A 13,255-nucleotide genomic window follows, 5' to 3' on the forward strand; every position below is an offset into this window, starting at 1 on the left:
AAGCAGGGCATATCTATTCTCCCCGTTACCGATGGCAATTCCACATGTGGACACACATGGATGCCGCGGCTACCAGGTGGGCAGCTGCGGAATTGGTCCGTCGGCTTGGATGTAGCGAGCATTTCCGCGGGCCAACCATTCAACAAAACCCGCACGGTCAGCGCGGACGGTGAGCGACCCATCGCCAATGACCCACTTATCGCCCTCTTCGCTCAGCAGCGTCATCCCCGGGGCATCCTTGACCCGCATGGCTCGAACCGCTGCTTCGACGGCGTTTTCCTGGGAGTCCGGATCGGCTTCCTCGATGCTCCATGCTGTGTCGAGGTCATGGTGGTGGATGACCACCTCTGCGATGTGCAGCGCCACGATGGAGGTGGCCGGGATGATCTTGCCGTGAAGGTCTACTTCTTCAACGGCAAGCTCGCCGGCCAGACGCTCGCACTCTTTCGCGAAGTAAGTGGCCGTTTCTTCAAAAGCGGAGAGCAGTTCTTCGCGGGGCAACGCGGCTAGCTGATCGATTTCCGCGTTGCGTGCTTCTTGGGACTCGTAGAGCTTCTGCGGTTCACCGCTGGTCGCCCAGTCAACGAGCTTCACTAAGGTGCGACCATTTGAGGCCAAGTGTGCGATGACATGAGCTCGGCTCCAGCCCGCACACAACGAGTCGGCAGCTAATTCGGCGGAGGACAGAGTCTGTACGGTAGCGGACATCATCGCAGTTTCACGATTAAGCCGGGACAGATCCGAATGCAATCGGGCGGTATTGATCATGCGCTCACCCTACCAACGCATCAGTTTGCTGTGTTAGGGAATCCCCATAGATATCAAAGCGGTCTGGATTGATATCTTCTCAGTCGCATTCGCTGTAGTGAATTTTGACTACCAGCAGGTCGCCTCGGCACAAATGTTGGGCAGGGGCGTGCCATGGCACGTAGCCTTGAAACTAAGCGAAGCAACGATGGGAAAGCGACTGAATGGCTAAGAAAAAGAAGAAGCAGAAGCCCAAGCAGGGGCACCCGGCGCGCTTGCAGGGAGATGTCCTCTCCATGGAGCGGGCAAAGGTTAAGCGTGGATTAGATGCCTTAGCCCCTCAATTTACCCGGTGGCTTGAAGCTCAGCACGGGGATAGCGAGTTGGCGCCCATGGTTTTAGCTGCGGTGGGTGAGACGCTGAGCTACTACGCTGAAGCGATCGAACTACGCGGTGTCACCGATTTTGATCCGCCGCAGCTTTTCACGGTGCTCAATGCGACCATCGATTTTGAAGAAGCAGAAGATCCGGATGACGACTCCGGAGAGCTTCGCGAGCTTGTCTTCACCGCTTGGACCGTCTACTTGGACTTCCTGCGCGAAAACGATCTGTGGACTGGAGACCCGGTGGGTCTCGAATGGCTACTTGAAACGATCAATTCGGATGACCCTTTCAGCGAGCGTAGCGACACGAAGTTGTTGGACGTACCGGAATCCGCTGAAGAAGCCGTGGCTGAAATTGGCCAAATGCAGGTCTTGAAGATGGGCCGAGTGCTCCTAACTTGGGCCACAACCAAGGGGCGTGACTACTGGAACGCTGGCCCGGGCCCGAAGTATATTTCCCAGGCCGCTCAGGCAGTACACGAACTATTTTCGAAGGACATTGATACTTCGAGCCGTCAGTATGCTGCTTCTATTGTGCTTTCCGCGCTCGAAACGGCCGGCGCACTGGACACCACAACCGGTGCTGTTCCGGTGCACGGCAAGAATGCTCACGATCTCGTGGCCCCAGAGGACGTTGCCAACTACGAGAGCAAGTACACCTACCTCAAAGCCGTCCTTGATCTACTGCTGGCTCAGCCGGAACAGAGCGAGGGAGAAAGCCTTGAATCTTGGGGTCTGTCCAACCTCTGGTTGCTCAAGGCTATTGATGGCGAGGCCCAGTTGGTTGCTGAAGAACGTAGTGAGACGTTCTCAGAAGCAGGATGGTCCGGGGCTCATCAGCGCATGGCATTATTGCGCTCACTGGGTCTAGCGGAGGAAGGGAGAGCCTACACTATTCCGGGAATTGTTCGGCTAGCGCTGACCGATTTGGACGATGACGCACAGCAACCAACGCAGATAGAAGAATCTACAAGTCACGTAACTGTAGATCCCTTTGAGCTCTCGTTTGACGAGGATGAAGAACCCAAGCGCCTGAAGCGTACCGAGCCATATAAGGGCAAGGTGCTACAACTCAAGCTTGCCCTGCGCGATGTAAAACCACCGATCTGGCGTCGTGTGCTGGTGCCGTCCGACCTGAACCTGGCTGACCTGCACGACATCATCCAGATCAGCTTCGACTGGTCTGACTCGCACCTTCACCAATTCCACGGACCAAACTATAAGGTCAGCTACGGCCCAGAAAATCCGTATATGAAGAGCGACAAGGATGAGTCCACGGTTCTGCTTTCCAAATTGCTCAAAAACCCCAAGGATCGCCTGAGCTACTCCTACGATTTTGGCGATGATTGGCGGATCGGGATTGTAGTTGAAGACGTTCTCAAATCCGTTGATGGTCAGCTACCGCGGTGTATCGGTGGACGCCGGATGGGCCCACTGGAAGATAGTGGTGGACCGTGGAACTGGAGCGATATGGTTCAAGAGCTCAAGAATGATCAGCCGCTGACCATGATGGAAGACGTGCTAGACGAGGAAGGCGAACCTGTTCCGGGCGAAGACTTTGACCCGGCGGTGTTCAGCATTGAGGAAATCAACGAGAACCTAGATCGGGAGTTCTAACCGCTAACCACTAGCCGCACAGGCTTGCATTGGCCTTGCGGTTAGTGGTTTTCACCTCGGTCTTTTCCGGCTTCTCTAAGCTCTGGTAGTCCTGCCCCAGGCTCAACTGAACTCCATCAATCGCTGCTGTGGTTGGTTTGAGCTTCAGATTTAATGCCTTGGCCAGCGCCTTGGCCGTTTCTTGAGCTTCGTCGGTATCGGCCGCCAGCAAGGTGGAGCTGGCCTTGACGCTGGCAGCGTTACCAACAGAAGTGACCGTAAACCCTTGATCCTTGACCTTGGTTGAGTACTGGGCCGCAAGACCCGGCACCTGCGCGGCATTAAAGATTTGCACCGGAGCATCGTGCGTCGTACTGCTCTTCCCATCGGAAACTACCGGGGTATCTTCGCGCAGACCAGCAAAAAGAGTTGCGGCGTCGGCCGAGGGAACAACACGATTCTTGTTCTGCGGGGCAGGCTGCCACGGCATGGTCATGAAGGTAATTTCATCCGATGGCACAGCCTGAACGCGAGCAGCTAGGGCGGTCAAATTGCCCAGCGAACTGAGACCGGTATCCACGGTCAACGACTTGGTCGCCGCATCCAAGAAGGAATACAACCGATCGGGGCGGGCCAGCGTCTCTTTGCTTGTAGCTTGCTGCACGATCGCGGACATCACCATCTGCTGGTGGCTCAGTCGGGCAATGTCACTACCGTCGCCCACCGCGTGACGTGTTCGAGCCAGCGCTAATGCGTCGGTTCCATTCACGGTTTGCTGACCGGCTGGCAGATCAAGGTTGGCCTTGGAATCTTTCATCGCAGCCGGCAGGCAAACGTTCACACCGCCCAGAGCATCAACGATGGACATGAAGCCTTCGAAGTTGACCTCAACAAAGTGATCCAGGTGCACGCCGGTCAACGACTCCACCGCGCTGACCGAACACGCGGGACCATAATTCAGCGCAGAGTTCATCATGGCCACGCCTCCGGCAAAAGTACCCGAACCAGTGTCTTCGCAGGCCGGCATGTCAACCAAGGTATCTCGCGGGATCTGCACGGCATCAATGCGCTTGTTTTCGGCAGCAATGTGGACGAGCACCATTGAGTCACTTCGTGCCCCGGACCCCTTGCCGAAAGCTTTGGAGTCGATATCTCGGGTATCGGAGCCCAAGAGCAGAATGTTCATGCCGTGGCTGGAATCGGGGGCGGTAACTTCACCGCCGCCACGCATGGCGGCGGTGGAGATATTGCCCTGCAGCTTGAACCACAAGCCACCGGCGGCCACGACGAGTGCTACGATCAGGGCGGCGATGATCATCAGGGTGATGCGCCCACGGCGAGGGCGGATTCGATACACGGTCATCGTCAATTCTCCTGGGCGCACTGATTTGAACTCTGAACAAGACTAAATTCCAGATCACCACATCAGCAATGCTGTGCACCAATACGGTGGGCCCGGTAACCCATACGTTTAGGCTATGTTTTCGTGCGAAGACCACGTGTCGCTTGAGGCGAGAGCCGGCCCGATGCGATGGCTCACAAAAAACGCAAGAACTCGGTGAGCGCAGGATTTTGGAAAGCACCACGTCGGTAGATGACTCCGATGTCGCGTGCAGTGCCTGCAGGCAGGGGGAGTTGTCGCCCGCTATAGACTTCGGCGGCTTTTGCCATGATGGTGGGAACCATGGTGATTGCTCCGGTGGAGATGGCCAAGGGGACCAATGCATCGCGCTGGGTGGTCGTGATAATTCGAGGCGGCGTGGCCCCTAGCCCACGGTAAACCTCGTCGGTGATCTTCCGAATGGACGTTCCCTGAGGCAAACTGAGCAGGGTCAGCTTGTTCAATAGATCAACATCAACACGTGAGTCGGATGCCAAGTCAGCAGAGACAATCGCGGTGAATTCCTGCTCTTGGACCAGTTGGGTCTGTAAATCTGCCGGCACACTATGGCTGACTCCCAGAGCCAGGTCCGCTCTACCCAACCGGACTGCTTCAACAAGGTGCTCATGGTCTTCGACGCTGAGGATTTCAAGGTGGATTTCGGGATGTGCCTGATGAAATGGGCCAATAAATTCTGGAAGAACGCTGCCGATGAGCGACGGTAGTCCGGCCACGCGAAGTGAGCCGGTCTTCAGCTGCCGAGTCGTAGCGCCCAGCGCATTTATGGAGGAGAGATCATCAAGGATGCGTCGACCTGCGGGAACTATGCTTCGTCCTGCGTCGGTCAGCTGCATATTTCGCCCCACCGCGCGGAACATGGGGACGCCTAGGCTCTGTTCTAGCGACTGTATTCTGCGTGAAAGCGAGGGTTGGGAGATGCCGAGAATATCGGCCGCTGCGGTAAATGATCCGTAGTCAACCACTGCGATAACAGCTGAAATCTGAGCGATCGAGATAGCGCTGATATCCAGATTTTTGGTCATGGATTCAACGCTAGCATGTGCACAGAAGCGGCTTGAGGCTATAAACACAGTGGAGGGCCACACTCGATGAGTGTGGCCCTCCACGTGGAAAAGGTTCTGAGTATGCTTAGCTCTCGTTACCGTCGATCGCCGCACCGGACGGCGTTGCGCCACCCTCGTCACTCCAGTCTTGGCCGACTTGGTCATTGAGCGCAGGGTCGGAAACGGTATCTGGCACTTCGGCTTCGTCCTTGTTCAGGAATGCATCCGGATTATTTGCAGTCATAATTCCATCCCTTTCGTTGGCTGTTCTGCCAACCTAACAAGAAATCGCGGGTGAATGCATCCTCAAGGATGCTGCTTTCAGGGTTTCTTGAGCAAGCCGTCAGTTCTTATTGCTGTCAGGCACAGTGGATTCGCGAATGACAAGTTTTGGTGTGAAAACGAACTGCTCTCGAACCGCATCTTCGCCTGCCTCGGCTTCACGCAGTAGCACGTCCACCGCGGTGCGACCGATCTCTTCGGCCGGCTGGCGAATCGTTGTCAGTGGTACAACTGCTGATTCGGCGAAGTCAATATTGTCGTACCCCACAAGGGCAATATCCTTAGGGACCAATAAGTCTCCGGACATGACCAGAGCCTGCAGAATACCCAAAGCCAGCAGGTCATTTGCGGCAAAAATACCGTCCGGGCGCTCGGCTGCATCCATAGCCAAGATTTGCTCGCCCACCCTCCGGCCTTCCATCACGGTCAATTGTTTGGTCATCATGTGTTGCAGGACGGCATCGACGGTACCTGCAATCACTGATTGTGCACCTTCCAAGCGATGCTGGACCTGTTCGATGCTTTGCGGCCCACCGACAAACGCAATGTTCTTACGGCCTAAATCCACCAGATGCTGGACCGCGATCCGCCCACCTTCGACGTCATCAACGGATACGGAGGAGAAGCTACGATCCGCGCTTCCGCGATCGACGAGGACTACCGGGGTGCCGGCCTCGCGGATTTTCCAAAGTCTAGAAAGGTCATTGTGAAGCGGGGAAATGAGTACCCCTGCAACACGCTGCTCATCAAAGAGGTCTAGCAATTGCTCTTCGGTGGTCAGCGAATCATCGCTGGATCCCATTAGAACCGTGTAGCCATTTTCTAATGCGCGATGTTGAGCGCCCTGGGTGACATCCATAAAGAAGGGGTTGCGGGAATCCAGAACCATCAGCCCGAAGTGTCGACTGTGTCCTGCGCGTAATTGTCGGGCAGCGTCGTTGCGGACAAAGCCGAGCTTTTCGATGGCTGCGGTCACCTTGGTGACGGTGCGTTCGGAAACTACCTCTGGGCGGTTGAGCACATTGGACACGGTGCCAACGGAAACTCCTGCTTCGGCGGCGACTTCTTTAACGCTGGCAGCCACGGAGGTTTCCTGTTCTTTGAGAGGGAGCTTGCCTTGCGAGTATATCCCGGGTGACAGCGGCAGGCTCAAATACAAGTAGAAATTGAAAGGTTTCAACAAATTTCACGAATGAAGGTGAGAGCGGCTTGATCTTAGAGAGTGAAGTGGCTTACACTCAGTAAACGACATGATTGAAACGATTCATTTTTAGTAAAAATGCATCACAGCAACACCACGAACACCGACGTTTGACGCAGAAGGGAAGGCCCGTGCGAGTTTGCTTCCAGCTACAAGTGCACCCCGAGCTGATCGATCAGTACATCGAGCGCCACCAAAAGGTCTGGCCAGAAATGCTCCAAGCCATCAAGGACGCCGGGCGCCGAAACTACTCACTGTTTCTTCGTGGCGACGGATTGCTAATTGGCTACTACGAAACCGATGACGATCAGGCAGCGCAAGCCGCCCTCGACGCGGACCCGCGAACTGCGCGATGGGAAGAACAGATGTCAGGATTCTTCCTCAGTCTTCAAGGCCGTCCCGACCAACAAGCGGCGCGACTAACTGAAGTGTTCAACCTCGAAGACCAGCTGACAAAACTGCCAGCAACGACAAAGTAACTGAACGTACCAACAACAGAAATGGAGTGTTCTGTGAGCGCAAAGCTGAGCTCCGAGAACCTGCAAACCCTCAACCGACTGGCCATCGAGGTCCCATCCTGGGCCTACGGCAACTCCGGCACCCGCTTTAAGGTGTACTCCACCGCGGGCACTCCACGAGATCCTTTTGAGAAGATCGCCGACGCCGCTGAGGTCAATCGACTCACCGGTCTCGCCCCGTCAGTAGCCCTACACATTCCCTGGGACAAAGTTGATGACTTCGCCTCGCTACGTACTCACGCCGAAAACCTTGGCGTGAAGCTAGGAACCGTCAACTCAAATACTTTCCAGGACGATGACTACAAGTTCGGCGCGCTGACGCATGAGGATCCGAAGATCCGCCGTAAGGCCATCGATCACCATCTTGAATGTGTAGATGTCATGGATGCTACCGGTAGCCAGGACCTGAAGATCTGGTTGGCTGAAGGATCTAACTATCCAGGGCAGGCTGACATGCGTGGACGCCAGGACCGCCTGGCCGATTCGCTGGCAGAAATCTATGCTCGACTCACCGGTGAACAGCGCTTGGTCTTGGAGTACAAGTTCTTTGAGCCAGCTTTCTACCACACCGATGTTCCGGACTGGGGCACCTCCTACGCGCAGGTCGCGGCCTTGGGAGAGCGTGCAATGGTCTGTCTAGATACCGGCCACCACGCACCAGGAACCAACATCGAGTTCATCGTGATGCAGCTGTTGCGACTAGGCAAGCTCGGATCCTTCGACTTCAACTCCCGCTTCTACGCGGACGACGATCTGATCGTTGGATCCGCGGATCCGTATCAGCTCTTCCGCATCATGGCCGAGGTGATTCGCGGCGGCGGACTGGAAGAGGCGAGCACCATCTCCTTCATGCTCGATCAGTGCCACAACGTAGAAAACAAGATTCAGGGCCAGATCCGCAGCGTGCTCAACGTTCAGGAAATGACCGCCCGTGCCCTGCTGATTGACCGTGTCGCATTGACCGAGGCGCAAATTTCCGGTGACGTACTCGCGGCCAACGAGATTTTTATGAACGCTTTTTACACCGACATTCGTTCGGACCTCGAAGCATGGCGCGCTGACCGAGGCCTACCGGCGGATCCAATGACGGCATTCCGTACATCGGATTACCAGAGCCGTATCGAAGCTGATCGTGTCGGCGGAGTGCAAGCAGGATGGGGAGCATAAATGGGTACCGTAGCAACGAAGCGCGGGATCTCCGGTTGGAAAGCAACTATCGCCGTGGCGATGAGCAACTATATCGAAGCCGGCGCGATTATCGCCCTTGCCACGAGCCTGAGCTTGTGGCAAAACGCCTTCGGGTTTGAGGACTCACTGGTCGGCGTGATTGCTGCAGTTTCGGCCAATGCCTTCGGCGCCGCCCTAGGCGCGATGATTGGTGGCCCGCTGTGTGACCGATTGGGACGTAAGTTTATCTACACCTATGACCTGATGGTGTTCATGCTGGGCGCCTTGCTGATCACTTTCACCTTCAACACCACGTTGTTGGTCGTTGGCGTGGTGCTCATGGGTATCGCTGTTGGCGCCGGTGTTCCGGCATCGTGGACCTACATTGCCGAAGAAGCGCCACAAGAATCACGGGCCGCCCACGTAGGTACCGCGCAATTGGCGTGGTCCTTTGGGCCAGCCGTCGGGTTCGCATTGGCAATTATGGTCGAACCACTGGGCGTAACCGGTTCGCGGCTGATCTTCTTCCACCTGTTCATTGTTGCCGCGGTGACTTGGTGGGTGCGTCGAGGTCTGCCAGAATCCACCCGCTGGAAGGAACAGCGTGCACAGGAATTGGCCAATGGAACTAAGGTGTCGTTCTTCTCCGGCATCCGTGGCCTGCTGGCAGAACGCAAAAACTGGTCGGCCCTGCTCTTCTTGATTGGTGTCTACGGCCTATGGAATACCGTGGCCGGTCAAGCTGGCATCTTCCAGCCCCGTGTTTATGAGGCAGCTGGCGTTGAATCTGCAACCCAGCAAAACCTCTTGCAGGTCCTGGTGTGGGTACTGACCGCGGCCGCCACCTACTTCGGTTTCATGAAGTACGGCGACCGTGTCTCTCGCCGCTGGCTGTACTTCACCGGTGCACTGCTGGGAATTATCGCCTGGGCCGTGCTGATCTTTGTTCCTCCCGGAGCGTTCTCCCTGCTGTTCTACGCGGTGGCTTGGGGTATCTCAGCAGGTATCGGTGCGCAGGCCTTCTACGGGTTGTGGACCGCTGAACTGTTTGCCACCAAATATCGCGCCAGCGCTCAGGGCGTACTGTTTATGCTCGCCCGCGTCTTAGTTGGCCTGCTCTCGCTGGTCTTCCCGGTATTGCTCACCAGCATCGGACTAGAAAAGCTCGGTCTGCTCATCATTGGACTGCTCGCCGCAGCATTGCTGATCGGCACCATCTGGGCTCCGGAAACCCGAGGCAAGTCGCTAGAAGAAATTGAAGTGGCGCGTTACGGCAAGCTTGTCGCGCCCAACAAGGTCGACGCGTAGGCGCCGGACTGAACACTTGAGAAAACTACCGAGAGAATCATGACTCAAAGCATCGTAACCCCGAGCACCAGCACCGCCGCCGAACTCATTGCGCGGTCAAACCGCCTGGGCCAAGACAAGAAAAACACCAACTACGCCGGCGGAAATACCTCGGCCAAGGGCAACGCAATCGACCCGGTCACCGGCGAAAACATCGAGCTACTTTGGGTCAAAGGATCCGGAGGTGACCTGGGTACCTTGAGCGAAAAGGGACTGTCCACGCTGCGTCTTGACCGCATGCGCGCACTGGTTGATGTATACCCCGGGGTAGAACGGGAAGATGAAATGGTGGCCGCCTTCGACTATTGCCTGCACGGCAAGGGCGGGGCAGCCCCATCGATCGACACCGCCATGCACGGCCTGGTCAACGCCAACCACGTTGATCACCTGCACCCAGATTCTGGAATTGCTATCGCCACCGCCAAGGATGGTCGCGAACTCACCGCCAAAATCTTTGGTCACAAAGTGGCGTGGGTGGATTGGCGCCGTCCCGGTTTCCAGCTCGGTCTAGATATCGCACGAATCAAGGAAGAGAACCCGCAAGCGGTGGGTTGTATTCTCGGCGGACACGGCATTACCGCCTGGGGTGAAACCAGCGAAGAGTCCGAAGCTAACTCGCTGTGGATCATTGACAGGGCGGCCTCCTACATCAAGGATCATGGAGCGTCCGAGCCTTTCGGTGCAGTGGTAGCGGGTTTTGAAGCCCTGCCTGAATCTGAGCGTCGCTCACGTGCGGCCGCTTTGGCCCCCACGATCCGTGGGCTAGCCAGTACCGACAAGCCAATGGTCGGCCACTTTAGTGACGATGGGCGGGTGTTGGACTTCCTCTCACGCGAAAAGCTGGCTCCGCTGGCTGCCCTAGGCACCAGCTGCCCGGATCACTTCTTGCGTACCAAGGTCAAGCCTCTGGTCCTGGATCTGCCAGCGTCGGCTAGCGTTGAAGAGCAAATTGCACGTTTGCAAGAACTGCACGTCAAATACCGTGCTGACTACCAGCGTTACTATGAGACCCACAAGAACGAGAACTCCCCGGCCATGCGCGGGGCTGACCCGCTGATCGTTCTAATTCCTGGCGTGGGCATGTTCTCCTATGGTGCGAACAAGCAGACCGCACGCGTGGCAGGCGAGTTCTACCTGAACGCCATCAACGTGATGTGGGGGGCCGAAGCGCTCTCTACCTACACCCCGATTTCCGATGAGGAGAAGTTCCGAATCGAGTATTGGGCCTTGGAAGAAGCCAAGCTGCAGCGTATGCCTAAGCCTAAGAGCCATGCCGGACGCATCGCACTGGTTACCGGTGCTGCCTCGGGCATCGGCAAGGCGGTGGCCAAGCGACTGGCAGCCGAAGGCGCTTGCGTGGTGATCGCCGATCTGGATTTGGCCAAGGCGCAGGACGCCGCAGCCGAATTGGGCGATACGGATGTTGCCGTGGGTGTGGCAGCCAACGTGGCCGATGCCAACGCCGTGCAGGCCGCTATCGATGAAGCAGTGCTCGCCTTCGGTGGTTTGGACTTGATCGTGAACAATGCCGGACTTTCACTGTCAAAGTCGCTGCTGGATACTACCGAAGCCGACTGGGACTTGCAGCATGATGTGATGGCCAAGGGCTCGTTCCTGGTGTCCAAGGCAGCTGCCAAGGTGCTGATCGAACAGAAGCTGGGCGGGGATATCATCTACATTTCCTCCAAGAACTCCGTCTTTGCTGGCCCGAACAACATCGCTTACTCGGCGACCAAGGCTGACCAGGCTCACCAAGTCCGCCTGCTAGCAGTGGAACTTGGCGAACATGGCGTGCGCGTGAACGGCATCAACCCCGACGGAGTGGTCCGCGGTTCGGGGATCTTTGCCTCCGGCTGGGGCGCCAACCGCGCGGCCACCTACGGAGTGGACGAAGAAGATTTGGGCCAGTTCTACGCCAACCGCACCATTCTCAAGCGCGAGGTTGTTCCGGAGAACGTGGCCGATGCAGTCTATGTGCTGACCGGACCCGAGCTAACCCGCACCACCGGACTACACATCCCGGTGGACTCCGGGGTAGCTGCAGCGTTCCTGCGATGATGAACAAGATTACTCACGCGCCGGTGGCGGCCATTGATCTGGGCGCCACCAGCGGCCGAGTCATGATTGGCGAACTGGTGGACGGCAAGGTCCAACTCACCCTCGTCCACCGCTTCGCCAACGGCCCGGTTTCGCTGACAAAGTTTGAGGCCGACGCCTGCGCAGAAGACTTGGCCTGGGGGATCGATGAGCTGTGGTCGCAGATCCGGCTGGGTCTGGCCAAAGCTTTTGAGCTTCGCCCGGATATCGCGAGCATTGGAGTTGACTCGTGGGCGGTGGACTATGCGCTACAAAAAGACGGGCAACGTCTGGGGCAGGTTCGCCACTACCGCGATCCGCGCAATGAACTTGCCGTGCCGCAGTTGGAAACCAAGTTTTCTCGCGCCGAACTCTTTGATCGTAACGGTCTGCAGTTTCTGCCGTTTAATACCGTCTATCAGTTGCAAGCTGAGCAGCGCGATGACCGATTGGAAGCCGCCGACGCGCTGTTGTTGGTTCCTGATTACATCAACTGGTTGCTGACCGGTCAGGCGCGTTGCGAATGGACCAATGCTTCCACTACCGGGCTGCTCAACCAGCGAACCGGTACCTGGGATGAAGAACTGGTTCACCACCTCGGCGTTTCTGGCAAACTTGCCCCATTGGTGCAACCGGGGGAAACTATCGGATCTTTGCTGCCTGGATTGGCCCGCGAATTTGGGGCCTCGGCATCGGTGCAGGTGGTGGCGGTTGCCTCGCATGACACCGCTAGCGCGGTGGCAGCAACACCACTGACCGGCGAGAAGTCTGCCTATATTTCCTGTGGCACCTGGGGGTTGGTGGGGGTTGAATTGCCTGAACCAGTGCTCACCACCGAAGCCCAAATAGAGGGTTTCACCAATGAGCTGGGTTTGGATGGGGCGGTGCGGTTCCTGAAGAACATCACCGGAACCTTCTTGCTCAGTGAATCGGTGAGCTACTGGAATCAGCAGGCTAGCCTGGACGCGCAGGGTGAAGTTCAACTGACTGATCTGCTGGAGCAAGCAGCGAGTTTGCCCGTTCCCCAGATCTTGATCGATCCACAAAACGAGCAGTTCCTTGCTCCGAGGAAGATGCCTGAACGAATCAGTGCAGCGATCCTTCAGGCGGGCGGGACAGCGCCAGAGACTCGTGCCGAGCTAATCCGTGTGGTGATCGAATCGCTGGCCTCAAGCTTTGCTACTCAAGCGCATCGGGCAGCACGTTTTGGTGGATTTGAACTAGCCGACATCCATATCGTCGGCGGCGGGTCACAAGGTGAACTGCTGTGTCAGCGCACCGCTGACCTGGCAGGAGTTCCGGTAGTCGCCGGCCCGGTTGAGTGCACAGCATTGGGCAATGTGCTGGTACAGCTGCGGGCGGTATCTCAGGGGGCTGCCACCAGTGAAGACTTGCGTGCGATCGTGCGCAGGTCTGTAGTTTTACGCGACTATCAACCAGATAGCGCGCTCAAGCTGGCCTAGATCCGTGTGGGAGACTAAGCCATCAGTGAT

The 13,255-nt window shown here is 56.9% G+C and carries 11 protein-coding genes; 6 read left to right on the forward strand and 5 right to left on the reverse strand.

Annotated elements, in window-relative coordinates; all coding sequences use genetic code 11:
- Positions 1 to 69: 69 nt before the first annotated feature.
- Positions 70 to 768, reverse strand: coding sequence for a maleylpyruvate isomerase family mycothiol-dependent enzyme (locus tag FJV47_RS05450; protein WP_159610779.1), 699 nt, complete (start codon positions 766 to 768; stop codon positions 70 to 72).
- A 203-nt stretch (positions 769 to 971) separates the two neighbouring features.
- On the opposite strand from FJV47_RS05450, the gene FJV47_RS05455 reads away from it, so the two are divergent.
- Positions 972 to 2,747, forward strand: a complete 1,776-nt coding sequence (locus FJV47_RS05455; protein WP_159610781.1) for a plasmid pRiA4b ORF-3 family protein — start codon at positions 972 to 974, stop codon at positions 2,745 to 2,747.
- Between the two features lie 10 nt (positions 2,748 to 2,757).
- On the opposite strand, the gene FJV47_RS05460 is transcribed toward FJV47_RS05455, so the two are convergent.
- From FJV47_RS05460 to FJV47_RS05470, 4 genes are all read right to left on the reverse strand, one after another.
- On the reverse strand, positions 2,758 to 4,089 hold the full coding sequence (locus tag FJV47_RS05460) for an LCP family protein (protein WP_159610783.1): 1,332 nt from the start codon (positions 4,087 to 4,089) through the stop codon (positions 2,758 to 2,760).
- Between the two features lie 173 nt (positions 4,090 to 4,262).
- Entirely contained in the window at positions 4,263 to 5,150 is an 888-nt protein-coding gene (locus tag FJV47_RS05465) for a LysR family transcriptional regulator (protein ID WP_159610785.1), read from the reverse strand.
- Positions 5,151 to 5,256: 106 nt separating this feature from the next.
- Positions 5,257 to 5,415, reverse strand: coding sequence for a hypothetical protein (locus tag FJV47_RS16430; protein WP_200831958.1), 159 nt, complete (start codon positions 5,413 to 5,415; stop codon positions 5,257 to 5,259).
- 99 nt (positions 5,416 to 5,514) lie between these two features.
- Positions 5,515 to 6,537, reverse strand: a complete 1,023-nt coding sequence (locus FJV47_RS05470; protein ID WP_159610787.1) for a LacI family DNA-binding transcriptional regulator — start codon at positions 6,535 to 6,537, stop codon at positions 5,515 to 5,517.
- A gap of 248 nt (positions 6,538 to 6,785) precedes the next feature.
- Here FJV47_RS05470 and FJV47_RS05475 point away from each other — a divergent pair, with 248 nt between their 5' ends.
- Genes FJV47_RS05475 through FJV47_RS05495 form a run of 5 tightly spaced genes read left to right on the forward strand, consistent with a single transcriptional unit; the run spans position 6,786 to position 13,225 of the window.
- On the forward strand, positions 6,786 to 7,133 hold the full coding sequence (locus tag FJV47_RS05475; protein WP_159610789.1) for an L-rhamnose mutarotase: 348 nt from the start codon (positions 6,786 to 6,788) through the stop codon (positions 7,131 to 7,133).
- 33 nt (positions 7,134 to 7,166) lie between these two features.
- The gene (rhaI, locus tag FJV47_RS05480; protein ID WP_370514938.1) at positions 7,167 to 8,339 is read left to right on the forward strand and encodes an L-rhamnose isomerase; all 1,173 of its coding nucleotides are present in this window, start codon (positions 7,167 to 7,169) and stop codon (positions 8,337 to 8,339) included.
- Positions 8,340 to 9,647, forward strand: a complete 1,308-nt coding sequence (locus tag FJV47_RS05485; protein WP_200831948.1) for an MFS transporter — start codon at positions 8,340 to 8,342, stop codon at positions 9,645 to 9,647. It begins immediately after the preceding gene.
- Between the two features lie 39 nt (positions 9,648 to 9,686).
- On the forward strand, positions 9,687 to 11,744 hold the full coding sequence (locus FJV47_RS05490) for a bifunctional aldolase/short-chain dehydrogenase (protein ID WP_159610793.1): 2,058 nt from the start codon (positions 9,687 to 9,689) through the stop codon (positions 11,742 to 11,744).
- Positions 11,741 to 13,225, forward strand: a complete 1,485-nt coding sequence (locus FJV47_RS05495; protein WP_235026348.1) for a rhamnulokinase family protein — start codon at positions 11,741 to 11,743, stop codon at positions 13,223 to 13,225. Before FJV47_RS05490 ends, FJV47_RS05495 begins: the two co-directional genes overlap by 4 nt.
- Positions 13,226 to 13,255 lie beyond the last annotated feature (30 nt).

This window comes from Glutamicibacter sp. JC586 (assembly GCF_009805585.1).
Taxonomy (GTDB): Bacteria; Actinomycetota; Actinomycetes; order Actinomycetales; family Micrococcaceae; genus Glutamicibacter.

Bases quoted from the DNA above. Each gene is read 5' to 3' on its own strand.
- FJV47_RS05450 (WP_159610779.1), bottom strand. From the start codon at position 768: ATGATCAATACCGCCCGATTGCATTCGGATCTGTCCCGGCTTAATCGT.
- FJV47_RS05455 (WP_159610781.1), top strand. From the start codon at position 972: ATGGCTAAGAAAAAGAAGAAGCAGAAGCCCAAGCAGGGGCACCCGGCG.
- FJV47_RS05460 (WP_159610783.1), bottom strand. From the start codon at position 4,089: ATGACCGTGTATCGAATCCGCCCTCGCCGTGGGCGCATCACCCTGATG.
- FJV47_RS05465 (WP_159610785.1), bottom strand. From the start codon at position 5,150: ATGACCAAAAATCTGGATATCAGCGCTATCTCGATCGCTCAGATTTCA.
- FJV47_RS16430 (WP_200831958.1), bottom strand. From the start codon at position 5,415: ATGACTGCAAATAATCCGGATGCATTCCTGAACAAGGACGAAGCCGAA.
- FJV47_RS05485 (WP_200831948.1), top strand. From the start codon at position 8,340: ATGGGTACCGTAGCAACGAAGCGCGGGATCTCCGGTTGGAAAGCAACT.
- FJV47_RS05490 (WP_159610793.1), top strand. From the start codon at position 9,687: ATGACTCAAAGCATCGTAACCCCGAGCACCAGCACCGCCGCCGAACTC.
- FJV47_RS05495 (WP_235026348.1), top strand. From the start codon at position 11,741: ATGATGAACAAGATTACTCACGCGCCGGTGGCGGCCATTGATCTGGGC.